Origin of the sequence: Acidovorax sp. PRC11 (genome assembly GCF_031844105.1) — a bacterium.
Taxonomy (GTDB): Bacteria; Pseudomonadota; Gammaproteobacteria; order Burkholderiales; family Burkholderiaceae_C; genus Paracidovorax.
This window is the reverse complement of sequence record NZ_JAUZUQ010000014.1, coordinates 21,970-44,030: the sequence shown is the minus strand read 5'-3', so window position 1 is coordinate 44,030 and position 22,061 is coordinate 21,970. Positions and strand designations below refer to the sequence as shown.

The 22,061-nt window shown below is 70.3% G+C and carries 22 protein-coding genes; 9 read left to right on the top strand and 13 right to left on the bottom strand.

All coding sequences use genetic code 11. The features are described from left to right. The first annotated feature begins 404 nt into the window (after window positions 1-404). Together Q9R47_RS24330 and Q9R47_RS24325 are read left to right on the top strand one after the other, a co-directional pair. Complete coding sequence (locus tag Q9R47_RS24330) at window positions 405-995, top strand: NEL-type E3 ubiquitin ligase domain-containing protein (protein WP_404977161.1); 591 nt, start codon at window positions 405-407, stop codon at window positions 993-995. Beyond that, a complete protein-coding gene (locus Q9R47_RS24325) occupies window positions 950-1,570 on the top strand; it encodes a hypothetical protein (protein WP_404977160.1) in 621 nt (206 codons plus the stop codon). Before Q9R47_RS24330 ends, Q9R47_RS24325 begins: the two co-directional genes overlap by 46 nt. Before the next feature lie 16 nt (window positions 1,571-1,586). On the opposite strand, the gene pdeM is transcribed toward Q9R47_RS24325, so the two are convergent. Together pdeM and Q9R47_RS16260 are read right to left on the bottom strand one after the other, a co-directional pair. Then, the gene (pdeM, locus tag Q9R47_RS16265) at window positions 1,587-2,282 is read right to left on the bottom strand and encodes a ligase-associated DNA damage response endonuclease PdeM (RefSeq protein WP_311234230.1); all 696 of its coding nucleotides are present in this window, start codon (window positions 2,280-2,282) and stop codon (window positions 1,587-1,589) included. A 163-nt stretch (window positions 2,283-2,445) separates the two neighbouring features. Further along, window positions 2,446-5,589, bottom strand: coding sequence for a ligase-associated DNA damage response DEXH box helicase (locus tag Q9R47_RS16260; RefSeq protein ID WP_311234229.1), 3,144 nt, complete (start codon window positions 5,587-5,589; stop codon window positions 2,446-2,448). 234 nt (window positions 5,590-5,823) lie between these two features. Here Q9R47_RS16260 and Q9R47_RS16255 point away from each other — a divergent pair, with 234 nt between their 5' ends. The 5 genes from Q9R47_RS16255 (at window position 5,824) to Q9R47_RS16235 (ending at window position 10,374) form a co-directional block, all read left to right on the top strand. Next, window positions 5,824-6,801 carry a tripartite tricarboxylate transporter substrate-binding protein gene (locus Q9R47_RS16255; protein ID WP_311234228.1) on the top strand — a complete coding sequence of 326 codons (978 nt, stop codon included), beginning with the start codon at window positions 5,824-5,826 and terminating at the stop codon, window positions 6,799-6,801. After that, the gene (locus tag Q9R47_RS16250; protein WP_311234227.1) at window positions 6,798-8,105 is read left to right on the top strand and encodes a 3-isopropylmalate dehydratase large subunit; all 1,308 of its coding nucleotides are present in this window, start codon (window positions 6,798-6,800) and stop codon (window positions 8,103-8,105) included. The genes Q9R47_RS16255 and Q9R47_RS16250 overlap by 4 nt, the downstream gene beginning before the upstream one ends. After that, complete coding sequence (locus Q9R47_RS16245; RefSeq protein WP_311234226.1) at window positions 8,102-8,644, top strand: 3-isopropylmalate dehydratase; 543 nt, start codon at window positions 8,102-8,104, stop codon at window positions 8,642-8,644. Before Q9R47_RS16250 ends, Q9R47_RS16245 begins: the two co-directional genes overlap by 4 nt. Next, a complete protein-coding gene (locus Q9R47_RS16240) occupies window positions 8,641-9,504 on the top strand; it encodes an isocitrate lyase/phosphoenolpyruvate mutase family protein (RefSeq protein WP_311234225.1) in 864 nt (287 codons plus the stop codon). Before Q9R47_RS16245 ends, Q9R47_RS16240 begins: the two co-directional genes overlap by 4 nt. A 66-nt stretch (window positions 9,505-9,570) precedes the next feature. Next, the gene (locus Q9R47_RS16235; protein WP_311234224.1) at window positions 9,571-10,374 is read left to right on the top strand and encodes a GntR family transcriptional regulator; all 804 of its coding nucleotides are present in this window, start codon (window positions 9,571-9,573) and stop codon (window positions 10,372-10,374) included. A gap of 58 nt (window positions 10,375-10,432) precedes the next feature. On the opposite strand, the gene Q9R47_RS16230 is transcribed toward Q9R47_RS16235, so the two are convergent. The 11 genes from Q9R47_RS16230 to Q9R47_RS16180 form a co-directional block, all read right to left on the bottom strand. Next, window positions 10,433-12,157, bottom strand: coding sequence for an ATP-dependent DNA ligase (locus Q9R47_RS16230; RefSeq protein ID WP_311234223.1), 1,725 nt, complete (start codon window positions 12,155-12,157; stop codon window positions 10,433-10,435). Next, window positions 12,154-13,287, bottom strand: a complete 1,134-nt coding sequence (locus tag Q9R47_RS16225; RefSeq protein WP_311234222.1) for a ligase-associated DNA damage response exonuclease — start codon at window positions 13,285-13,287, stop codon at window positions 12,154-12,156. The genes Q9R47_RS16230 and Q9R47_RS16225 overlap by 4 nt, the downstream gene beginning before the upstream one ends. 318 nt (window positions 13,288-13,605) lie before the next feature. Further along, window positions 13,606-14,022 carry a F0F1 ATP synthase subunit epsilon gene (locus Q9R47_RS16220; RefSeq protein ID WP_311234221.1) on the bottom strand — a complete coding sequence of 139 codons (417 nt, stop codon included), beginning with the start codon at window positions 14,020-14,022 and terminating at the stop codon, window positions 13,606-13,608. Between the two features lie 130 nt (window positions 14,023-14,152). Next, window positions 14,153-15,583, bottom strand: coding sequence for a F0F1 ATP synthase subunit beta (atpD, locus tag Q9R47_RS16215; RefSeq protein WP_311234220.1), 1,431 nt, complete (start codon window positions 15,581-15,583; stop codon window positions 14,153-14,155). 18 nt (window positions 15,584-15,601) lie between these two features. Further along, window positions 15,602-16,468 carry a F0F1 ATP synthase subunit gamma gene (gene atpG / locus Q9R47_RS16210; RefSeq protein WP_311234219.1) on the bottom strand — a complete coding sequence of 289 codons (867 nt, stop codon included), beginning with the start codon at window positions 16,466-16,468 and terminating at the stop codon, window positions 15,602-15,604. An 18-nt stretch (window positions 16,469-16,486) separates the two neighbouring features. Further along, window positions 16,487-18,046 carry a F0F1 ATP synthase subunit alpha gene (gene atpA / locus Q9R47_RS16205; protein WP_311234218.1) on the bottom strand — a complete coding sequence of 520 codons (1,560 nt, stop codon included), beginning with the start codon at window positions 18,044-18,046 and terminating at the stop codon, window positions 16,487-16,489. Window positions 18,047-18,088: 42 nt separating this feature from the next. After that, complete coding sequence (locus Q9R47_RS16200; RefSeq protein ID WP_311234217.1) at window positions 18,089-18,631, bottom strand: F0F1 ATP synthase subunit delta; 543 nt, start codon at window positions 18,629-18,631, stop codon at window positions 18,089-18,091. 15 nt (window positions 18,632-18,646) lie between these two features. After that, a complete protein-coding gene (locus Q9R47_RS16195) occupies window positions 18,647-19,117 on the bottom strand; it encodes a F0F1 ATP synthase subunit B (RefSeq protein ID WP_311234216.1) in 471 nt (156 codons plus the stop codon). Between the two features lie 34 nt (window positions 19,118-19,151). Beyond that, the gene (gene atpE, locus Q9R47_RS16190) at window positions 19,152-19,400 is read right to left on the bottom strand and encodes a F0F1 ATP synthase subunit C (RefSeq protein ID WP_011793551.1); all 249 of its coding nucleotides are present in this window, start codon (window positions 19,398-19,400) and stop codon (window positions 19,152-19,154) included. A 54-nt stretch (window positions 19,401-19,454) separates the two neighbouring features. Further along, the gene (gene atpB / locus Q9R47_RS16185; protein WP_013592931.1) at window positions 19,455-20,333 is read right to left on the bottom strand and encodes a F0F1 ATP synthase subunit A; all 879 of its coding nucleotides are present in this window, start codon (window positions 20,331-20,333) and stop codon (window positions 19,455-19,457) included. Window positions 20,334-20,348: 15 nt separating this feature from the next. Then, a complete protein-coding gene (locus tag Q9R47_RS16180) occupies window positions 20,349-20,819 on the bottom strand; it encodes an ATP synthase subunit I (RefSeq protein ID WP_311234215.1) in 471 nt (156 codons plus the stop codon). 220 nt (window positions 20,820-21,039) lie between these two features. Here Q9R47_RS16180 and Q9R47_RS16175 point away from each other — a divergent pair, with 220 nt between their 5' ends. Together Q9R47_RS16175 and lipB are read left to right on the top strand one after the other, a co-directional pair. After that, a complete protein-coding gene (locus tag Q9R47_RS16175) occupies window positions 21,040-21,351 on the top strand; it encodes a DUF493 family protein (RefSeq protein ID WP_311234214.1) in 312 nt (103 codons plus the stop codon). Window positions 21,352-21,365: 14 nt separating this feature from the next. Further along, the gene (gene lipB / locus Q9R47_RS16170) at window positions 21,366-22,058 is read left to right on the top strand and encodes a lipoyl(octanoyl) transferase LipB (protein WP_311234322.1); all 693 of its coding nucleotides are present in this window, start codon (window positions 21,366-21,368) and stop codon (window positions 22,056-22,058) included. Window positions 22,059-22,061: the final 3 nt, after the last annotated feature.

Genomic DNA, 22,061 nt, shown 5'->3' with positions numbered 1-22,061 from the left:
CGCCTCTCGCACATCCATCGCCACCGCGCCGTACCCGCCCACGGCAGAAAGCCCCCATGGACGCTCTCCGGCCCTCTGGCCGCACACGCCCGCACGAACCCGGCTCCCCCACCGATGCGACCGCGCGCTCCGTGCGCCAGCGGAGGTCGGAGCCATCGGCACCCGGCCCTTCGGACCTGCCGGCCGGCCCTGCCGCGCGGGCCCCGCTGCCCGGGGCGACACGGCAGGGGCTGGCACCGCGCGCGCGGCTGATCCCGCCCTCCCCGCCCCGCCCCGCCACGCCGCCACCGCTGGACGCGGCCCCCGACGGCACGGCCGTACCGCCTGCGCGGGAGTCGCCGCCCCCCGGCAGTCCGGATCCCGACGGGTACGGCGCAGAACTCCGAGAGGCGGCCTCCTGGCTGATGGACCTGTTGAACCATGCCCCCGCGCAACCGCCGGAGATGCTGCAGCCGTCCGACGAGGAGCAGCGGCATGCCGCGCCCGAGCCGGAATCGGCCAGCAGCGCGCCGTCCCCCCATGCGGAGCCAGCGCCGGCCGTGGAAGCGGCCGCGCGCCAATTGCTGCGCTACCGGAACGACACGGAGGCCGACGATGCCGCGCCGGCCGGGGCCGTACCGTGGGACGCCGAAGCCGAACTGGCCCTGGATCTGGCGCGCCAGAGGCAGCCCCTGGGACGGGAAATGGCGTGGTGGACGGGCAGTACGGCGGCCCCTGGCGACCGGTTCGACGACGAGCCCCATGCCCCGGCGTTCAACCGCCTGCTGGCGCGCCTGCGAGACACGCTGTCGGCGGAGGCGTTCTCCGCCGCGGCCGCGGAGCGCAGCGGGCAGGTCGCCGCGGTGATCGATGCGATCCACCAGAGCCCCGCGCTGCGTGGGCAGGTGTTCCTGATTGCGCAGACGGCACCGACAACGTACTGGAAAGCTTCTCCAAGATCCTGCTGGCCGTGCGCGACCACCAGATGGTGGACGACATCCGCAGCGGACGGATGAACGCGGCGCAGTTCCATCGCTGGGCGGACCAGCAATTGCGGCTCACGCTGCTGGAGAGCGAAGTCCACCGCTTCATCGAGCGGCAGCTCCGGCGCCCGGACCTGGAAGACCGGCTCCGCAAGCGGCTGACGGAAGAACCGCTGGAAACCATGGTGCACGCCAAGCAGTCGCTGCGGGAGCGCCTGGACCTTCCGGAGGGCACCGTGTCCGGCACGACCGGCCGGGGCGTCAGCGGGCTGCAGCAGGACCAATTGGCCGCGCTGGAACATGCCGTGCTGCGGCAGGCGAACCACCCCGCCACCCGCAGCGATTTCCTGATGGGCCATTCCACCTGGCGCGCCGGCATGCAGGCCCTGCACCCGGAGGAATTCCGGGCGCACGTCCAGGCCCGCGACGCGGATGCGTTCTTCGACCAGGACGTGCCCGAAGACCTGGAGGGCCAGGCCGACTACGCGGCACGGGCTCGCGCAGTGGAGGCGCACTGGCGCCGCGAAGAAGACCGGCTGCTGCGGCGCCTGGCAGGCTTCGATGCACCGGGCCACGGCCCGGCAGGGCCCGGGCCGTCCGAATCCTGAGCCGCAGGCGGGCGGCTCAGGCCCTGCGGGATGCCTCGGAGACCGTGCCGGGCACGGGCACGGCCCACACGCGTCCTCCGCCCACGGCGAAGAACCGGCGGCCCGCCGCCGGTGCCATGGTCTGCCCCCCGGTGAATTCGCCGAAGGCCGGCAGCAGCGTGAAACCGGCATCGGCGGCACGGCCCCCCTCCGCCACGAAGCACGGTAGCCGCAGCGCGTCCCGGCCCGTCCCGCGCAGCACCATGGCGGGGTGCACGTGGCCCGCCAGCACGTGCAGCGCCGCGTGCCGCTGCGGATGGTGGCAGCAGGCGAAGGGGCCGAGCGCCCAGGCCTCGTCCACGATCGCGATGCCCAGTTCCGCGGGGGGATCGCCCGCGTGGCTGTCGTGGTTGCCGCGCACCAGCACCACCTCCAGCGCCGCATGCGCCGCGCGCCACGCCGCGAGCGAGGCCAGCACGGCGGGTGACTGCGCCTCGGCCGCGTGCAGGAAGTCGCCCAATACCACGAGCCGCTGCGCGCCCTGCGCGGCGACCAGCGCCGAGAGCCGCGCGAGATTGTCGCGGGTGGTGCCGGAGGGCACCGGCAGCCCGCGCGCGCGGAAGGTGTCGGCCTTGCCCAGGTGCACGTCGGCCACGAAGAGCGTGCGGCCCGCGGGCCACCAGAGGGCCCGGTCGGGAAGCAGATGCACTTCGGTGCCGGCAAGGACGGTCATGGCGAACGTGGGGGCGGCAGCGGAAGCAAAAGCGGAGATGGATGCGCCGGTCAAGGGAAAGGATGCGTGCACAGCAATGGAGCAAGGATGCACGATTGTTCCAGATGGCGTAGCCGGCACAGACCATGCCCCTCCCGCCTGGCGGCTTGACGCGTCGCGCCGCTCACAGCCTCGGCAGCGGCCGCGACGGTTTGCGTTCACGGCGACGGGCGCGCGCTGCACCCGGTGCGCCGCCGCCGCTGCCGGAGTCTTCGGTGGAGGTGAGCGAGAAATCCAGCGTACGGCGCACCGCGTCGGCAGCCTGCTGCATGGCGGTCTGGGCCGGCGGCACCGGTGCCTCCGCCTTTTGCGCACCCGCATCCGCATCGGCCGCCTTCTTCGCCGCCCCGCGCCGGCGCTGCGGCCGCGCGGGCGGATCGGGGGGCACCACCTCCTGCGCGGCAACAGATTCGGGCGGCGCGGCACTGCCGGCATCGGCCGCCGTGTCCAGCTGCGCCAGCATGCGCGCGATGCGGTCGGCCAGGTCCTCGTTGGTGAGCTTTTCGCGAAACCGCTCGATCATGAGCGGGAACGCGAACGGGCTGGGCCGGGTGAGCGGCTTCACCACCAGTTCCTGTGCCTGCATGCGGCGCAGCGCGGCCAGCAGCTGCGCCACGTCCAGCTCCTGGCTCAGCACCTCCTCATCGGCCTGGCGCAGCAGCATGTTGCCGGTGTCGTACTTGCGGAAGACTTCGAAGAACAGCTGCGACGAGGCCTGCAACTGGCGTGCGCTGCGGCGCTCGCCCGGGTGGCTCTGGAAGATGAGCCCGGACACGCGCGCGATCTCGCGGAAGCGCCGGCGCGCCATTTCGGTGGCGTTCAGGCTGGCCAGTACCTCGTGCAGGAGCGCGTGGCGTTCGGCGTCGGCACCGGCATCCGGACCCGCAAGGGCGTCGCCCTCCGGACCGGCATGGGCATGGGCATCGACCTCGGCCCCGTTCCCCGCGGCGTCCTCCGCCTCCGCCCGCACGGCATTCGCGGTGTTGCGGATCGCCAGGGCCTCGCGGGCAGCGATTCGTCCGTCCGGCCGTTCGGCCGCATCTGCCGCTTCCGCCCCCCGGGCCGAATCCGGGCCCTCCCCCGCAGGGGCATCGGGTTCCGGCGGCACCGCCACGGCCCGCACCCGCAGCAGCTCCGGCAGCAGCGCCGCCCAATCGCGCTCGGTGGCCGACAGCAGCTCCAGCCCGTAGTCGTTCACGGCGATGGAGAACGTGCCGGCCTCGCCCTGGGCCGCGCGCCAGGCGAACAGGCTCGCCAGGCCGGTGTGCGCATGGCGCCCCGCGAACGGATAGACGAAGAGGTGCCAACCCTCGCGCGTGCGCAGCGTCTCGGCGAGCAGCGTGCCGGGGGTGGGCAGCGCGGACCAGCGCTGCTGCACGTCCAGCAGCGGCCGCACGCAGCGCAGTTCGGGCGAACCGTAGCGCCCCGCGGCCGCCAGCGCGAGCTGCTGCACCACGAAATCCGCGAGCACCGTGGACAGCGGCATGCGCGAGCCGGCCCAGCGCGGCACCGTGGGCCGGCCGCGGGCGGCGCGGCGCACGTAGGCCGTCATGTCCTCGATCTTCACCATCTCCAGCACCTGCCCCGCGAACACGAAGCAATCGCCCGGCGACAGGCGCGAGAGAAAGCTCTCCTCCATCGTGCCCAGCCGTGCGCCGTGCAGCACCTGCACGGCCATACTGGCGTCGCTCACGATGGTGCCGATGTTCGAACGGTGGCGGCGCGCGAGGCGCGCGCTCGGCATGCGCCAGATGCCCTCTTCGTCCGGCGCCACGCGCTGGTAGTCCGGGTAGGCCGCAAGCGACGGCCCGCCCCGGTGCACGAAATCCAGGCACCACTGCCAGACCGCGCGCGGCAGGTCGCGGTAGGCCACGGTGCGGCACACCTCCGCGTACAGCGCCTCGGGTTCGAAGCCGCCGCCCAGCGCCACGGTGACGAGGTGCTGCACCAGCACGTCCACCGGCCGGCGCGGGCTGGCGCGCATCTCCACCTCGCCGGCCTGCACCGCGGCGCGCGCGGCCGCCGCCTCCACCAGCTCCAGGCTGTGCGTGGGCACCAGCGTGATGCGCGAGGGCCGCCCCGGCGCATGGCCCGAGCGCCCGGCGCGCTGCAGGAGCCGCGCGATGCCCTTGGCCGAACCGATCTGCAGCACGCGCTCCACCGGCAGGAAATCCACGCCTAAGTCCAGGCTGCTGGTGCACACCACCGCGCGCAGGCGCCCTTCCTTCAGCCCCGCCTCCACCCATTCGCGCACGCCGCGGTCCAGCGAGCCATGGTGGATCGCCAGCTCGCCCGCCCAGTCGGGCCGCGCGTCGAGAATCGCCTTGTACCAGAGCTCCGCCTGCGACCGCACATTCACGAACACCAGCGTGGTCGACGTGGATTCCAGCTCGCGCACCACCGCCGGCAGCATGCGCAGCCCCAGGTGCCCGGCCCACGAGAAGCGTTCCGGGTGGTCGGGCAGCAGCGTGTCGACCACGAGTTTCTTGTCCACCTGGCCCTGCACCAGCACGCCCGCCGACCGCGCCTGCGCACCCAGCGGCGCCAGCAGCGCATCCTGCGCCTCCGGCAGGTTGCCGAGCGTGGCCGACATGCCCCAGACCTGCAAGGCGGGGTTCCAGCCGGAGAGCCGCGCGAGCGCCAGCTGCACCTGCACCCCGCGCTTGTTGCCCAGCAGCTCGTGCCACTCGTCGGCCACCACCAGCCGCACGGTGGACAGCAACTCCCGGGCATCGGCACGTGCGAGCAGCAGCGACAGGCTCTCGGGCGTCGTCACCAGCACCGTCGGCAGCCGGCGCGACTGGGCCCCGCGCTCGGCGCTGCCGGTATCGCCCGTCCGCGCCCCGCCCGTCCAGCGCGCGAGCACGGGATGCGTGGCGGCGAGCTCGTCGAGCGGCGTGCGCAGGGCTTTCAGCGTGTCCGCGGCCAGGGCCCGCATGGGCGTGAGCCACAGCACCGTCAGCGGCTCGGAGACCGGCTTTCCTGCACGGCCCCGGGGGGACTCGGCCGGGTCCGCCCGGGATGCGGAGCGCTTCGCGCCGGGCTCCTGCGCGAACGCCTGCAGGGCCCCCAGCCACACCGCGTAGGTCTTGCCCGCGCCCGTGGTGGCGTGCAGCAGGCCGGAGGCGCCGCGGGCCATGGCATCCCAGACCTCGCGCTGGAAGGCGAACGGCTTCCAGCCGCGCTGCGCCAGCCAGGCGATCACCGCCTGCTGCGCGGCGCCACGGCGCGGCCGGCGGCGCGGGGTATCGGCATCCCTCGGTTCCATGGCTGCGATTACACCGCGCCGCACCGCCCCGCCGCGTAGTCCAAACGCCACCACGCCGCCCTGCCGCCCTGCCGCCCTGCCGCCCTGCCGCCCTGCCGCCCTGCCGCCCTGCCGCCCTGCCGCCCTGCCGCCCTGCCCCCTCCGGTCTGCCCGATGGGACCAGCAGGTTCCATTGAAAGCGCCGGGCGGCGTGCCTAGGATCGGCCGATCGACAAGAAGACCCCAGGAGACACGATGAACACCGCCCTCAGCCGGCGCTGCGCGCTGGCCGCGCTCTGCGCCCTCCCCGCCGCCCTGGCCCCCGCGCCCTCCTGGGCCCAGGACAGCGGCAGACCCATCACCATCGTCGTGGGCAGCCCGTCCGGCGGCACCACCGACACGCTGGCACGCGTCATCGGCCGCATGGTGGGGGATACGCTCGGCCGCCCCGTGGTGGTGGAAAACCGCGCGGGGGCCGGCGGCAACATCGCCGCAGCCTACGTGGCCAAGGCCCCGGCCGACGGCTCCACGCTCCTCATGAGCTTCACGGGCCACACCATCAACGCCACGCTCTACAAGAACCTGGGCTTCGATCCGGTCAAGGACTTCACGCCCATCACCATGGTCGCCAGGGTGCCCAGCGTGCTGATCGCGCGCAAGGGCGCGCCGTTCTCCGACACGGCCGGGCTCATCGCCTACGCCAAGGCCAATCCGGGCAAGCTGAACTTCGCGATCGGTGCCCAGGGGTCGTCCCTGCACCTGGCCAGCGAGCAGTTCAAGATGCTGACCGGCACCGACATCGTCAACGTGCCCTACAAGGGCACCGGCCCGGCGCTGTCCGACGTGCTGGCGGGCACGGTGGACCTGATGTTCGCCAGCACCGTGAACGTGCTGCCGCACATGCAGAACGGCAGCATCCAGCTGCTGGGCGTGAGCAGCCGCGAGCCGCTGCCGCAGTTCGCCGGCGTGCCGCCGATCGGGCAGACCGTGAAGGGCTTCGAATCGATGGCCTGGTTCGGCCTGTTCGGCCCCGCGCAGATGCCCCGGGAGGTGACGCAGAAGCTCTACGCGGCGGTGAAGAAGGCCATCGGGTCGCCCGATTACCAGGAGCGCATGCGCACGGAGGCGGCCACCACGGTGGACATGCCGCCCGCCGCGTTCGCCAAGTTCGTGGCCCAGGACGTGCAGGACTGGGCGAAGATCATCAAGGCCTCGGGCGCGAGCGTCGAATGAGCGCCGTCCCCACCCCCATGCGGGATTCCGTGCCCGCGCAGACCCTGGCGCAGAAGCTCGTGGCCCGCGCCGCAGGCCGCAGCCACGTGGAGCCCGGCGAGATCGTCACCTGCCGGGTGGATCTGGCCATGATGCACGACTCGGGCGGACCGCGCCGCGTGAAGCCCATGCTCGACCGCCTGGGCGCGAAGGTATGGGACCCGGACAAGGTGGTGGTCGTCACCGACCACTACGTGCCCGCCTACGACGACGAGAGCCGCGCCATCGTGCAGATCGCGCGCGACTGGGTGAAGAGCGCCGGCGTGGCGCGCTTCCACGACACCGAGGGCATCTGCCACGTGGTGGTGCCGCAGCAGGGCTACCTGCGGCCCGGCATGTTCGCCGTGGGCGGCGACAGCCATTCCCCCACGGGCGGCGCGTTCGGTGCCTACATGTTCGGCGTGGGCGCCACCGAGATGCTGGGCGTGCTCGTCACGGGCGAGATCTGGCTCAAGGTGCCGCACACGCTGCGCATGGCATGGAACGGCCGGCTGGCCCCGGGCGTGTCCGCCAAGGACATGATGCTGTTCCTGTGCACCCGCTTCGGCATGGACGGAGGGCAGTACCAGGCGGTCGAATATGCGGGCCCGGCGGTGCAGGCCCTGTCGATGCAGGAGCGCATGACGCTCTCCAACATGACGGCGGAGCTGGGCGCCCAGGCCGGGCTGGTGGCGCCGGACGAGGTCACCCGCGCCTGGCTGGCCGGCACGGGCGAGGGCGCGGACGGCGTGGACACGGCCCCCTGGCACACCGACGCCGGCGCCCCGCTGCTGGCCGACCACGCCTTCGACGCCGGTGCCCTCGCACCCCAGGTGGCCGAGCCGCACAGTCCGGCCCACGGCCGCGATGCGGCGGACCTGCGCGGCGTGGCCATCAACCTCGCCTACGTCGGCGCCTGCACGGGCGCCAAGCTGGACGATCTGCGCATGGCCGCGCAGGTGCTGCGCGGGCGCAGGGTGGCCCGCGGCGTGCGCCTGCTGGTGGCTCCGGCCAGCCTGCAGGACCAGCAGCGCGCACGGGACGAAGGCGTGCTCGGCGCGCTGCTGGAGGCCGGCGCCGAGCTGCTGCCCACCAGCTGCGGCGCCTGCTCCGGCTACGGCGCGCACACCTTCGGGCCCGACGTGGTCGCCATCAGCACCACGGCGCGCAATTTCAAGGGCCGCATGGGCTCGGCAGAGGCGCGGATCTACCTCGGCTCGCCCTGGACGGTGGCCGCCTCGGCGGTGGCCGGCCGCGTGGCCGATCCCCGGGAGATGCTGCAATGACGGCCGCGCACGCCATCGCCGCCACGGGCCGCGCCTGGGTGTTCGGCGACGACCTGAACACCGACCTGCTGGCCCCCGGCGCCTACATGAAGTTCGGCATCGCCGAGATCGCCCGCCACTGCCTGGAATCGGTGGACCCGCGTTTCGCGGCCGAGGTCCGGCCGGGCGATATCGTGTTCGCGGGGCGCAACTTCGGCGCGGGCTCGTCGCGCGAGCAGGCGGCCGAGGTGCTGCGGCACCTGGGCGTGGCCTGCGTCGCGGCCCGGTCGTTCTCGGGCATCTACTACCGCAACGGCTTCAACCTCGGCCTGCCCTTGCTGGTGTGCCCCGAGGCGCCGACCGTCGCGACCGGCGCGCCCGTGGCCTGCGACCTGGACCGGGCCCGCGTGCACGACCTCGCCACCGGCCGCGTGCTCGCCTGCGAGCCCATTCCCGCCCACCTCGTCGCCATGATCCGCGACGGCGGCCTGCTGCCCCACCTGGAAAAGCGCCTGGCGGCCCGGCGCGCACCCTCCGCCACCGACGTGCCCACGCCATGACCACCGACCTCAAGACCCGCCTGCAATCGCCCGCCATCGTCACCGCGCCCGGCGTGTACGACGCCTTCTCGGCCCTGCTGGTCGCGCAGGCCGGCTTCGACGCCGCCTACCTGTCCGGCGCCAGCATCGCCTATACGCGCCTGGGCCGGCCCGATATCGGGCTGCTCTCGCTGGACGACGTGGCGCAGGTGACCACCGCGATCCGCGAGCGCACCGAGCACCTGCACCTCATCGTCGACGCCGACACCGGCTTCGGCAACGCGCTCAACGTGCAGCGCACCGTGCGCCTGCTGGAACGTGCGGGCGCCTCGGCCATCCAGCTGGAGGACCAGACCAGCCCCAAGCGCTGCGGCCACCTGGACGGCAAAACGCTCATCGGCAGCGCGGAGATGGCGGGCAAGATCCGCGCGGCCTGCGATGCGCGGCGCGACGCCGGCACGCTCATCGTGGCCCGCACCGATGCCGTGGCGGTGGAGGGCCTGGACGCCGCGCTCGACCGCATGGAGCGCTATGCCGACGCCGGCGCCGACGTCCTCTTCGTGGAAGCGCTGCGCACCCGGGAGGACATGGCGGCCGCGCTGGCGCGCCTGTCCCCCCGCGCGCCCATGCTCGCCAACATGGTCGAAGGCGGCAAGACCCCCATCCTGCCCGCGGCCGAGCTGCAGGCGCTGGGCTACCGCGTGGCCATCTTCCCAGGCGGCACCGTGCGCGCCCTGAGCCACGCCCTGCAGGGCTACCTGGCCAGCCTGCACCGGCACGGCACCACCGAACCGTACTGGCCGCAGATGCTGCAGTTCGACGGGCTCAACCAGCTGCTCGGCACGCCGGAGCTGCTGGCGCAGGGCAAACTCTACGGCTGACGGGCGCGCGCACCGCGCTGCCCGGTCGCCTTGCGCCGGCTCCGCCCGCCGCCTACAGTCGGCACCATGCCCCGGACCGAGCCTGCCGACCCGCCCGCCCTGCCCAGCCTGCCGCGCTTCCACCAGGTGCGGCTCATCCTGCGCGAGCGGCTGAAATCGGGCCGGTACGAACGCGGCCTGCCGCTGCCGGGCGAGCGCCAGCTGGCCGAGGAGTTCGGCGTGGCGCGCGTCACCATCCGCTCGGCCCTGGCACGGCTGGAAGAGGAAGGCCTGGTGGTGCGACTGCGCGGCAAGGGCACGCTGCCCGCGGCGCAGGACGAACTGCCCAGCCACCTGCGGCTGCGTGGGGGCCTGCTGGACAACATCGTCAACATGGGCCGGCGTACGCGGGTGGCCGTGCTGGAGCACCGGGTGCTGCCGGCGCCATCACGGGTGGCCCAGGCGCTCCGGTTGCCGCCCGGCAGCCCGGTGCTCAAGGTGGTGCGCGTGCGCAAGTTCAAGGGCCAGCCGATCGCCTACACCGAAGTCTTCCTGCCGCACGACCTGGCGGCGGCGGTGGAGAAGCCCACGCTGCAGGACGTGCCCATGCTGGTCGCGCTGGAGCAGTCCGGCGTGCAGGTGGTGTCGGCGGAGCAGACCCTGGGAGCCGCGCTGGCCGACCTGCACGTGGCCGCGGCCCTGCGGGTCGCGCCCGGCGTGCCGCTGCTGCGCGTCTCCCGCGTGGCGGTGGATGCCGGCGGCCGGCCCGTGCAGTTCCTGACCGGGCTCTACCATCCCGAGCGCTACGAATACCACATGCAGCTGTCCCGCGTGGGCGATGCGACCAAGGTCTGGATCGAGAACGACCGCCCGCCGGAAGCCGCGGGCTAGCGCGGCGCCGACGAGGGCCCTGTCGGTAAGCGAGGCGGGCCCGCGCGGCCCGGCGCAGTCATCGCGTCGGTGCCGGCGGCTGTGCTCCGCCGCTATCCGGCAGCAGCGCCGCGAGCGTATCGAGGGAATCCGCCTCCTCCACCGGCTTGTCCTCGCGCCACCGCAGCATCCGCGGAAACCTCACCGCGATGCCGCTCTTGTGCCGCGCACTGCGCGCGATCCCCTCGAACCCCAGCTCGAACACCAGCGTCGGCTTCACGCTGCGCACCGGCCCGAAAGTCTCGAGCGTCGTGCGCCGGATGACCGCGTCCACGCGCGCCATCTCGGCATCGGTCAGGCCCGAATAGGCCTTCGCGAACGGCACGAGCGTGCGGCCTTCCGTGCCGGGCGGGCCGTCCCAGACCGCGAAGGTGTAATCGCTGTAGAGGCTCGCACGGCGCCCGTGCCCCCGCTGCGCATAGATCAGCACCGCATCGATGCTGAGCGGGTCGATCTTCCATTTCCACCAGGTCCCCACGTCCTTGGTGCGGCCCACGCCGTACTGCGCACCGCGGGCCTTGAGCATCATCCCCTCCACGCCCAGCGAGCGGGCCTGCGCGCGCTGCGTGGCGAGGTCCTGCCAACTCGCTCCGTGCAGCACCGGGCTGGCCACGAGCGACGGGTGCGCGGTGCGGGCGAGCAGCGCGTCCAGGCGCGCGCGGCGCTCGTGCTGCGGCAGGGCGCGCAGATCCTGGCCGCCCTCTTCGAGCAGATCGTAGGCGAGCAGCACCACGGGCAGCTCGCGCAGCAGCTTCGGTCCCAGCGTCTTGCGCCCGATGCGCTTCTGCAGGTCCGCGAACGGGCGCACGTGGGCCGCGGTGTCGCCTTCGGCAGGCTGCCAGACGACGATCTCGCCATCCAGCACCGTGCCGTCCGGCAGGGCCTCCTCGCCCAGCCGCTGCAGTTCGGGGAACCGGTCGCTCACCAGTTCCTCGCCGCGCGACCACACCCAGGTGGCGCCCGCGCGCCGCACCAGCTGGGCTCGGATGCCGTCCCATTTCCACTCCACGATCCAGTCACCGGGTGGGCCGAGGGTGGCGTCGAACTGCTCCACCGGCAGCGAAAAAGGGTGTGCGAGGAAGAACGGATAGGGATGGCCGCTGGTCTCGGCGCTGCCGCTGCCGCCGGGACCGTCGCCGCTGCCCTCCTCGGGTTGCGGCGCGACGAGGCGTTCGTAGTCCGCGGCCCCGGGCCGTGCGCCGATGTGGGTGTAGCCCATGAGGCGCTGCGCCACGCGCTTCGGATCCAGGCCACCCACGGCGGCCAGCGCCTGCGTGACCTGCAGCTTCGACACCCCCACGCGGAACGCGCCCGTGATGAGCTTGAAGTACACCAGCCGCTCCTCCGGCGCCAGCCGGGCCCACTGCGCGCGCAGCACCGGCTCCAGCGCCTCGGGCGCCTGGCCCCGCAGCGGCAGCAGATGCTGCTCCACCCATTCCGCAAGGCCCAGCTCGTGGCGGTCGGTGGGCGGGGGCAGCAGCAGCGCGATGGTTTCCGCCAGATCGCCGACGGCCTCGTAGCTCTCGTCGAACAGCCACTCCGGCAGGCCCGCCGCTTCCCGCGCGAACTGCCGCAGCAGCTTGGTCGGCACCAGCTGCCGCGGCTTGCCGCCAGCGAGGAAATACACGGCCCAGGCGGCATCCGCGGGCGCAGCAGCCCGCAGATAGGCCTGGAGCGCCGCCTGCTTGGCGAGGTTGGAAGTGCTCGCGTCCAGCCCGCGGTAGAGGGCCGCGAAATCCTTCATGCGCCCTCCTCTTGCGGGCCGGGCGCGGCATCCAGCACCGGCGATGCATCGCCACCAGGCTCGGCCACCGGCGGGACCGGGTCGCCATCCGCCGGTGTGGCCGGGGCATCCGCCGGGCCGGCATCGCCGTCCTCGTCGCCGTACTCCGTCTGGAAGCCCTGCGCATCCAGCCCCTGCTCGCAGAGCCAGCGCACCAGCACCGCCACGCTGCCGTGGGTGACGAACACGCGCTCCGCGCCCGTGGCACCGATCGCCGACTGCAGGCCCGGCCAATCCGCATGGTCCGACATCACGAACCCCCGGTCCACCCCGCGCCGCCGCCGCGTGCCGCGCAGCTGCATCCAGCCGCTCGCGAACGCATCGGAATGGCGCGGGAACCGCCGCATCCAGGGCGTGCCCTGCGCGGACGGAGGCGCCACCACCAGCGCCGTCTGCAGCAGCTTCGCCGTCACCTCCGGATCGGTGGCGCGCAGCGTCGGCGGCAGTGCCACGCCCGCCGCGCGGTACACGCGGTTCAGCGGCTCCACCGCGCCATGCACCACGATCGGACCGATCGATGGATCGACGCCGTGCAGGATGCGCTGCGCCTTGCCGAAGGCGTAGCACAGCATCACCGACGGCCGCCCTTCGGCCGCGTTGGCGCGCCACCAGGCATTGATGTCGGAGAACAGTTCCTCCTGCGAGGGCCAGCGGTAGATCGGCAGGCCGAAGGTCGATTCCGTGATGAAGGTGTCGCAGCGCACCGGCTCGAACGGCGGGCAGGTGCCGTCCGCCCCCGTCTTGTAATCGCCCGACGCCACCCACACGCGCCCTCCGTGCTCCAGCCGCACCTGGGCAGAGCCGAGCACGTGGCCCGCAGGGTGCAGCGAGATGCGCACACCGTGGTGTTCGATGGCCTGCCCGTACGGCAGCGTCTGCAGCGTGATGTCCTCCCCCAGGCGGGTGCGCAGGGTGCCTTCGCTGTCGATGTGCGCCAGGTAGTGCCGATGGCCCCAGCGCGCGTGGTCCGAGTGGCCGTGCGTGATGACGGCCCGGTCCACCGGCTTCCAGGGATCGATGTAGAAGTCGCCCGGCGGGCAGTACAGCCCTTCGGGCCGGGCGATCACCAGGTCATGGGAGGGCGCGGCCATGCAGGCGCCTTTCTGCGGGATGGGGAGAAGCGCCAACCCGCCGCCCTGCTGACCCCGCCGCCCAATGCGTCGTACGTAGAAGGAAGAAAGCCCTGGTGTGCGCTTGCATGAGGAATGCTATCGCCAGGGCGTTTTCCGGCACCGTCCAGCGCGCCGCATGCCGATGTCGGAGCACGCCTACCCGGGGCCCCGGTTTCCGACGCATGGAACCGGTCAGGGGAGCGGTCAGGCAAAGAAAAAGCCGCCCGAGGGCGGCTTGATCGTGTTCCCTCAGGGCCTGGACGGCCGAGGGGAGGAGTGGCTGGCGGAGGCGGCCGCTCAGCGCTTCTGGCGGAACTTGCGCAGCGCAGCGATCTGCGCGGCCATCACGGCCAGCTCGGACTGCGCCTTCGCGAAATCGACGTCGCTCTTGGCATTCTTGAGCGCTTCCTCGGCGGCGGCGCGGGCGGCTGCGGCCTTCTCGTCGTCCAGGTCCTTGCCGCGGATGGCGGTGTCGGACAGCACGGTCACGCTGCCGGGCTGCACCTCGAGGATGCCGCCAGCCACGAAGACGAACTCTTCGCCGCCATCGGCCGTCTCGATGCGCACCGATCCCGGCCGGATGCGGGTGATCAGCGGCGTGTGGCGCGGGTAGATGCCGAGCTCGCCGGCCTCGCCGGGCAGCGCGACGAAACGCGCTTCACCCGAGAAGATGGACTCCTCGGCGCTGACCACGTCGACGTGGATGGTGTTCATGGGTTTTCCTCTGGGCTCTGAAAGAAGGTGGGTGAAGCAAGCAGACGGGAGGGCCCGCTAGGCGCCGCGCACGAGCCGTACAGGAGTACGGCGAGCACGGCAACGACGCGGGCTGCCCGTATGCGCCGCTTTACGCGACCTTCTTGGCCTTTTCGAAGGCTTCGTCGATCGTCCCGACCATGTAGAACGCCTGCTCCGGCAGGTGGTCGCATTCGCCGGCCACGATCATCTTGAAGCCGCGGATGGTTTCCGCCAACGGCACGTACTTGCCGGGCGAGCCCGTGAACACTTCGGCCACGTGGAACGGCTGCGACAGGAAACGCTGGATCTTCCGGGCGCGGGCCACGGCCAGCTTGTCCTCGGGAGCCAGTTCGTCCATGCCCAGGATGGCGATGATGTCGCGCAGTTCCTTGTAGCGCTGCAGCGTGCCCTGCACGCCGCGGGCGACCGCGTAGTGCTCTTCGCCCACGACCTGCGGGTCGAGCTGGCGGCTGGTGGAGTCCAGCGGGTCCACGGCGGGGTAGATACCCAGCGAGGCGATGTCACGCGACAGCACCACGGTGGAATCCAGGTGGGCGAAGGTCGTGGCGGGCGACGGGTCGGTCAAGTCATCGGCAGGCACGTACACGGCCTGGATGGAGGTGATCGAGCCCACCTTGGTGGAGGTGATGCGCTCCTGCAGGCGGCCCATTTCCTCGGCCAGCGTCGGCTGGTAGCCCACGGCGGAAGGCATGCGGCCCAGCAGTGCGGACACTTCGGTACCGGCCAGCGTGTAGCGGTAGATGTTGTCCACGAAGAACAGCACGTCGCGGCCTTCGTCGCGGAACGACTCGGCGATCGTCAGGCCGGTCAGGGCCACGCGCAGACGGTTGCCCGGGGGCTCGTTCATCTGGCCGTAGACCATGGCGACCTTGGAGTCTTCGAGCTTCTCGAGGTTCACGACGCCGGAATCGGCCATTTCGTGATAGAAGTCGTTGCCTTCACGGGTCCGCTCGCCCACACCGGCGAACACCGACAGACCGCTGTGGGCCTTGGCGATGTTGTTGATGAGCTCCATCATGTTCACGGTCTTGCCCACGCCGGCGCCGCCGAACAGGCCCACCTTGCCGCCCTTGGCGAACGGGCACACCAGGTCGATCACCTTGATGCCGGTCTCCAGCAGCTCCTGCGACGGCGACAGTTCGTCGTACGCGGGCGCCTTGCGGTGGATGGAGGCCGTCAGTTCCTGGCTGACCGGGCCGCGCTCGTCGATCGGCGAGCCCAGCACGTCCATGATGCGGCCCAGCGTCGCCTTGCCCACGGGCACGGTGATCGGGTTGCCGGTGTTGGACACCATCAGGCCGCGGCGCAGGCCGTCGGACGAGCCCAGCGCGATGGTACGCACCACGCCGTCGCCGAGCTGCTGCTGCACTTCCAGCGTCAGCGGGGAGCCTTCGAGCTTCAGTGCGTCATACACCTTGGGCATCCGGTCGCGCGGGAACTCGACGTCCACCACGGCGCCGATACATTGAACGATCTTGCCCTGAACGCCAGCGTTCACTTGGGTGTTCTCTTGAGCCATTGCATTTGCTCCAAAAATTTAAACTGCCGCGGCACCCGCGACGATCTCCGAAAGTTCTTTCGTGATCGCGGCCTGGCGCGTCTTGTTGTAGACCAGCTTGAGTTCGCCGATGACGTTGCCCGCGTTGTCCGTGGCGGCCTTCATGGCCACCATGCGCGCCGACTGCTCGGACGCCATGTTCTCGGCCACGGCCTGGTAGATCAGCGACTCGACGTAGCGCACGAGCAGGTCGTCGATGACGCTCTGGGCATCGGGCTCGTAGATGTAGTCCCAGCCGTGTTCCGTCTTCTCGGCCTGCATCTTCTCGGACGAGAGCGGCAGCAGCTGCTCCACGACCGATTCCTGCTTCATGGTGTTGATGAACTTCGTGTACGCGAGGTACACGCCGTTGATCTTGCCTTCCGCATAGGCGTCCAGCAGCACCTTCACGGGGCCGATCAGCTTGTCCAGGTGGGGGGTGTCCCCCAGCCCGGTCACGTGCGACACCACCTGGGCGCCGACACGGTTCAGGAAGCCGAGGCCCTTGTTGCCGATCGCGACGGTCTGCGTGGTCACGCCCTGCGACTGCAGTTCGCGCAGCTTCGCCGTCACGGCACGCAGCACGTTGGTGTTCATGCCGCCGCACAGGCCCTTGTCCGTCGTCACCACGATGAAGCCGGCCGTCTTGGCGTCGTTCGACTTCATGAAGGGATGGACGTACTCGGGATTGGCCTGGCCGAGGTTCGCCGCGATGTTGCGGATCTTCTCGCTGTAAGGCCGTGCGGCACGCATGCGGTCCTGCGCCTTGCGCATCTTGGACGCGGCCACCATTTCCATGGCCTTGGTGATCTTCTTGGTGTTCTCCACCGATTTGATCTTGCCGCGTATTTCCTTGCCTGCTGCCATGATGGCTCCTCGTTCGGTTTAGGCGAACGACTTCTTGAAGGCCGTGATGGCTTGCGTCAGTTCGGCCTCGTCCTTGCCTTCCTTGTCGAAGGCACGGTTCTTCTCCAGGCGCTCCAGCAGGGCGCCGTGGCTGGTCTTGAGGAACTGGTGCAGGCCGGATTCGAAGGCGAGCACCTTCTTCACGTCCACGTCGTCCATGAAGCCCTTGTTCACTGCGAACAGCGTCGAACCCATCAGCGAGATGGGCAGCGGGCTGTACTGCGGCTGCTTCAGCAGCTCGGTCACGCGGGCACCGCGGTCCAGCTGCTTGCGGGTGGCTTCGTCCAGGTCGGATGCGAACTGGGCGAAAGCGGCCAGTTCACGGTACTGCGCCAGGTCGGTACGGATACCGCCGGACAGGCCCTTCACCAGCTTGGTCTGCGCTGCACCGCCCACGCGGGACACCGAGATACCGGCGTTGATGGCGGGACGGATGCCGGCGTTGAACAGGCTGGTTTCCAGGAAGATCTGGCCGTCGGTGATCGAGATCACGTTCGTCGGCACGAAGGCGGACACGTCGCCGGCCTGCGTTTCGATGATCGGCAGGGCCGTCAGCGAACCCGTCTTGCCCTTGACTTCACCCTTGGTGAAGGCTTCGACGTAGTCGGCGTTCACGCGGGCGGCACGCTCCAGCAGGCGGCTGTGGAGATAGAACACGTCGCCGGGGTAGGCTTCGCGGCCCGGGGGGCGGCGCAGCAGCAGCGAGACCTGGCGGTAGGCCACGGCCTGCTTGGACAGGTCGTCATACACGATCAGCGCGTCTTCGCCGCGGTCGCGGAAGTATTCGCCCATCGTGCAGCCGGAGTAGGCCGACACGTACTGCATGGCCGCCGACTCGGAAGCCGATGCCGCCACCACGATCGTGTATTCCATGGCGCCGGCCTGTTCCAGGGCGCGCACCACGTTCTTGATCGAGGAAGCCTTCTGGCCGATCGCGACGTAGATACACGTCACGCCCTGGCCCTTCTGGGCGATGATGGCGTCGATCGCCACGGCCGTCTTGCCGGTCTGGCGGTCACCGATGATCAGCTCGCGCTGGCCACGGCCCACGGGCACCATGGCGTCGATGGACTTGATGCCGGTCTGCAGCGGCTGGTCCACGGACTGGCGCGCGATCACGCCGGGAGCGACCTTCTCGATCACGTCCGTCAGCTTGGCGTTGATCGGGCCCTTGCCGTCGATGGGCTGGCCCAGGGCGTTCACCACGCGGCCGACCAGTTCGGGGCCCACGGGCACTTCCAGGATGCGGCCCGTGCACTTCACGGTGTCGCCTTCGGAGATGTGCTCGTACTCGCCCAGGATCACGGCGCCGACGGAGTCGCGCTCGAGGTTCAGGGCCAGGCCGTAGGAAGGCTGGCCGTCCTGGCTGGCCGGGAATTCCAGCATTTCGCCCTGCATCACGTCCGACAGGCCATGGACGCGCACGATACCGTCGGTCACGGACACCACGGTGCCCTGGTTGCGGATGTCGCTGCTGGCTGCCAGACCTTCGATGCGGCTCTTGATCAGTTCAGAAATCTCTGCGGGATTGAGTTGCATGACTCTTTCCTTCTTTCTTGGGTTAGCCGAAACCTCGGGCGCTTACGCGACGAGGGCCGCTTTCATTTGTTCCAGACGGGCCTTGACGGAGGTGTCCAGCACCTCGTCGCCCACGACCACGCGCACGCCGCCGATCAGCGAGGCGTCCTGCTGCACGGAGAGGTTCAGCTTGCGGCCGAAACGCTTCTCCAGCGAGACGCCGAGCTCCGCCAGGGCGGAGGCATCGATCGGGAAGGCGCTGTGGACGACCGCGTCGGACGAGCCGCTCTGGCGGTTGACGAGGGCGCGGAACTGCGCCGCCACTTCGGGCAGCGCGTCGAGGCGGCCGTTGTCGATGAGCACGCGCAGGAAGTTGCGGGCCGCATCGGAGAGCGGCGCGCGCACCACACCGGCGATCAGGTCGAACAGCTGTTCGGGCGTGACCTTCGGGTTGTCGGCCAGCTGCCGCACCTGTGGGTCGGCAGCGATCGCCGCCAGTTCGTCCACCCAGGCGACGGTGCTGCCCAGGCCGGCGCCCGGCTGGGCAGCGCTGGCCTTGAACAGGGCTTCCGCGTAAGGGCGGGCAATGGTGGCGAGTTCAGCCATGGTTGCGTCCCTTACTTACAGCTCGGTCTTGAGCCGGTTCAGCAGATCGGCGTGGACGCCGGCGTTCACCTCCTTGCGGAGGATCTGCTCGGCACCCTTGACGGCCAGCGCAGCCACCTGCTCGCGCAGGGCTTCGCGGGCCTGGACCGTCTGCTGCTCGGCTTCGGCACGGGCGGCGGCGACGATCTTGTTGCCTTCCTCGGTCGCACGGGCCTTGGCCTCTTCGATGATGGCCTGGGCACGGCGTTCGGCGTCCGCAAGACGCGATGCCGTCTCGTTGCGCGTCTGCGCGAGTTCCTTCTCGACGCGCTGGTTCACAGCGGTGAGTTCGGACTTGGCGCGGTCGGCAGCAGCGAGGCCTTCGGCGATTTTCTGGGCTCGCTCGTCCAGCGCCTTCGCGATCGGGGGCCACACGAACTTCATCGTGAACAGCACCAGGATCAGGAAGACGATGGCCTGAACGAACAGGGTCGCGTTGATACTCACGGCAACACCTTTCTAGTTGGGCGTTGGTCGGGAATCAGGCCAGGACGAAGGGGTTGGCGAAGGCGAACAGCAGGGCGATGGCGACACCGATCAGGAAGGCGGCGTCGATCAGGCCGGCCAAGATGAACATCTTGGTCTGCAGTTCGTTGATCAGCTCGGGCTGGCGGGCGGAAGCTTCGAGGTACTTGCCACCCATCAGAGCGATGCCGATCGATGCGCCGATGGCGCCCAGACCCACGATCAGACCACAAGCCAGAGCGACGAGACCGAGAATGTTTTCCATGATGACTCCTAGGATGAAAAGAAAGAAAGGTTGAGAAGGAAGGAAAGGGAAGGCTCAGTGAGCGTCATGTGCCTGGCCGAGGTAGATCAGCGCCAGCATCATGAAAATGAAGGCCTGCAGGGTGATCACCAGGATGTGGAAGATCGCCCAGATAGAGCCCGCAATGATGTGCCCCACGGGGAGCAACACACCGGAAAGCGACATGGCTGCCGCGCCGCCCATCAGGGCGATCAGCATGAACACCAACTCACCAGCGTACATGTTGCCGAACAGCCGCATGCCATGCGACACGGTCTTGGCAACGTATTCGATGATCTGCATCAGCAGATTGACCACGCCCAGGATCAGGGCGAAGACGGGATTCTTGCTCGTGCCGAACGGGGCCGTCACGAGTTCGTGCGCCCAGCCGCCCAGGCCCTTGATCTTCACGCTGTAGTACAGGCAGAGGATCAGCACGGCCGTGGACAGGCCGAGGGTGGTGGAGAGGTCGGCGGTGGGCACGACACGCAGGTAGGCGTGGTGCGGATCGTGGCCGGCGGCGCCGTAGATCTGCGCCCAGATGGCGGGCAGCAGGTCGACGGGGAGCATGTCCATCGCGTTCATGAGGAAGATCCACACGAACACGGTGAGGGCCAGCGGAGCGATGAACTTGCGGCTCTCGGCGTTGTGGATGTTGGCCTTGGCCTGGTTGTCGACCATCTCGACCAGGATCTCGACGGCGGCCTGGAAGCGGCCCGGCACGCCGGAGGTCGCCTTGCGGGCGCAGATCCAGAAGGTGAACAGGGCGATGGCGCCCAGCACCAGGCCGACGATGACGGAGTCGTAGTTCACCACGGAGAAGTCGACGATCGACTTCTGCTTGATGTTCTGGAGATGCTGCAAGTGGTGAACGATGTATTCACTGGCAGTCGGGGCATGCGCTTCTGCGGCCATCGGACAACTCTTCTCTCAATCAATCGGTTTGCGGACACCGGACCCCGCCATGAGCGCGATCCAGTACGTTTTCATCGTCACCACCATGCCGGCGAGCAGAGCCAGCCAGCTCAATCCCGGCACCAGCCGGGGCGCCGCCGCCAGCATGGCGACGGTCAAAGCAATCTTGACCAATTCCCATCCGAAGAGCCCCGTCAGGGCGCCCCCGGCCGACGACCTCTGGCGCGCCATGCCCCGGGCGAAGAGCGCCGCGGGAAGGACCACCGCCAGCGCCCCGTAACCCGTCGACCAGGCGACGTGGGAGCGACCGGTTGCGCCCCAGGCCACCAGGGCCGCCAGCAGCCCCACCAGGGCCTGGCCCGCCACGATGCGCCAGATGGACACCGGCGGATGGCGCTGGCGCCACGCCTGCGCCTCGGCGGCGGAAAGGGGCTTGAAACCGGAATCCTCGACCTCAGTTCCAGTGTCCGGAGCGTCTGTTTTCATGGTTGGTGAACGCCTGTGGACACCCGGCTCGCGGGCTGGAACTTCTTACAAAGCCCCTGATTATAAGTAAAAACCCGTTGCATCCTGCAATGCCCTGGGGCGCGCGCGCGACACCGGTGCACATCGACGCACCCGGTGGGTGAATGCGGGCGCCCGCGGCACCAATGTGGCGCACGCCCACGCAGCTTCGCTTCCCTACCGCTTCACCGACAATCATCGCATGACCCAGCCCCCGACCCCCTCCCCCGTCATCGGCGCCGAGGGCGATCCGCGCAAGGAATCGCTCATCGAGTACCCCTCCAGCTTCCCCATCAAGGTGATGGGCCGCAAGGCGGACGGCTTCGTCCATGCGCTCGCCGAAGTCGCCCGCAGCTTCGATCCGTCCTTCGATGCCTCGACCATCGAGTTGCGTGACAGCCGCGAAGGAAATTACCTGGGCGTGACGCTCACCGTCACCGCGACCAGCCGCGAGCAGCTCGACGACCTGTACCGCGCGCTCTCGTCGCATCCCATGGTGAAGGTGGTGCTCTGACCGTGGACGGCGCCATGCAGGTGCGGATGCTCGGACGCGTGGACTTGCGCGAGACGGTGGAGGCCATGCAGGCATTCACCGGGCAGCGCACCGAAAGCACGCCCGACGCCCTCTGGGTGTGCGAGCACGCGCCCCACTTCACGCAGGGCCTCGCGGGCCGCGCCGACCACCTGCTGGCCCCGGGCGACATCCCCGTGGTCGCCACCAACCGCGGCGGGCAGGTCACCTTCCACGGCCCCGGGCAGGTGGTGGCCTATCCGCTCGTCGACCTGCGGCGCGCCGGCTACTACGTGAAGGAATACGTCCACCGCGTGGAAGAGGCCGCGATCCGCACGCTCGCGCATTTCGGCGTCACGGGCCACCGCGTGGCCGGCGCGCCGGGCATCTACGTGCGGCTGGCCGACCCGCGCAGCCATGCGCTGCTGCCCCAGCGCCCGCAGCAGGCCGACCCGTCGGCGCCCGCGGCGGCCCCCGATTTCTCCGGCCTGGGCAAGATCGCCGCGCTCGGCATCAAGGTGACGCGGCACTGCACCTACCACGGTGTCGCGCTGAACGTCGACATGGACCTGGAACCCTTCTCGCGCATCAACCCTTGCGGCTACGCAGGGTTGCCGACCGTCGACCTTTCTACAATCGGCGTTCACACCACCTGGGACGAAGCGGCGGCCGTACTGGCGCGCCAACTGGCGATCCGCCTCGCGCCCTGACTC

Coding starts and splice junctions, on each gene's coding strand:
- Q9R47_RS16260 (WP_311234229.1), bottom strand. CDS start 5,589: ATGGAACCGAGGGATGCCGATACCCCGCGCCGCCGGCCGCGCCGTGGC.
- Q9R47_RS16240 (WP_311234225.1), top strand. CDS start 8,641: ATGACCACCGACCTCAAGACCCGCCTGCAATCGCCCGCCATCGTCACC.
- Q9R47_RS16175 (WP_311234214.1), top strand. CDS start 21,040: ATGACCCAGCCCCCGACCCCCTCCCCCGTCATCGGCGCCGAGGGCGAT.
- Q9R47_RS16230 (WP_311234223.1), bottom strand. CDS start 12,157: ATGAAGGATTTCGCGGCCCTCTACCGCGGGCTGGACGCGAGCACTTCC.
- Q9R47_RS16180 (WP_311234215.1), bottom strand. CDS start 20,819: ATGAAAACAGACGCTCCGGACACTGGAACTGAGGTCGAGGATTCCGGT.
- Q9R47_RS16245 (WP_311234226.1), top strand. CDS start 8,102: ATGACGGCCGCGCACGCCATCGCCGCCACGGGCCGCGCCTGGGTGTTC.
- Q9R47_RS24330 (WP_404977161.1), top strand. CDS start 405: ATGGACCTGTTGAACCATGCCCCCGCGCAACCGCCGGAGATGCTGCAG.
- Q9R47_RS16220 (WP_311234221.1), bottom strand. CDS start 14,022: ATGAACACCATCCACGTCGACGTGGTCAGCGCCGAGGAGTCCATCTTC.
- Q9R47_RS16200 (WP_311234217.1), bottom strand. CDS start 18,631: ATGGCTGAACTCGCCACCATTGCCCGCCCTTACGCGGAAGCCCTGTTC.
- lipB (WP_311234322.1), top strand. CDS start 21,366: ATGCAGGTGCGGATGCTCGGACGCGTGGACTTGCGCGAGACGGTGGAG.
- atpE (WP_011793551.1), bottom strand. CDS start 19,400: ATGGAAAACATTCTCGGTCTCGTCGCTCTGGCTTGTGGTCTGATCGTG.
- Q9R47_RS16225 (WP_311234222.1), bottom strand. CDS start 13,287: ATGGCCGCGCCCTCCCATGACCTGGTGATCGCCCGGCCCGAAGGGCTG.
- atpD (WP_311234220.1), bottom strand. CDS start 15,583: ATGGCTCAAGAGAACACCCAAGTGAACGCTGGCGTTCAGGGCAAGATC.
- atpG (WP_311234219.1), bottom strand. CDS start 16,468: ATGGCAGCAGGCAAGGAAATACGCGGCAAGATCAAATCGGTGGAGAAC.
- Q9R47_RS16255 (WP_311234228.1), top strand. CDS start 5,824: ATGAACACCGCCCTCAGCCGGCGCTGCGCGCTGGCCGCGCTCTGCGCC.
- Q9R47_RS16250 (WP_311234227.1), top strand. CDS start 6,798: ATGAGCGCCGTCCCCACCCCCATGCGGGATTCCGTGCCCGCGCAGACC.
- Q9R47_RS16235 (WP_311234224.1), top strand. CDS start 9,571: ATGCCCCGGACCGAGCCTGCCGACCCGCCCGCCCTGCCCAGCCTGCCG.
- atpA (WP_311234218.1), bottom strand. CDS start 18,046: ATGCAACTCAATCCCGCAGAGATTTCTGAACTGATCAAGAGCCGCATC.
- atpB (WP_013592931.1), bottom strand. CDS start 20,333: ATGGCCGCAGAAGCGCATGCCCCGACTGCCAGTGAATACATCGTTCAC.
- pdeM (WP_311234230.1), bottom strand. CDS start 2,282: ATGACCGTCCTTGCCGGCACCGAAGTGCATCTGCTTCCCGACCGGGCC.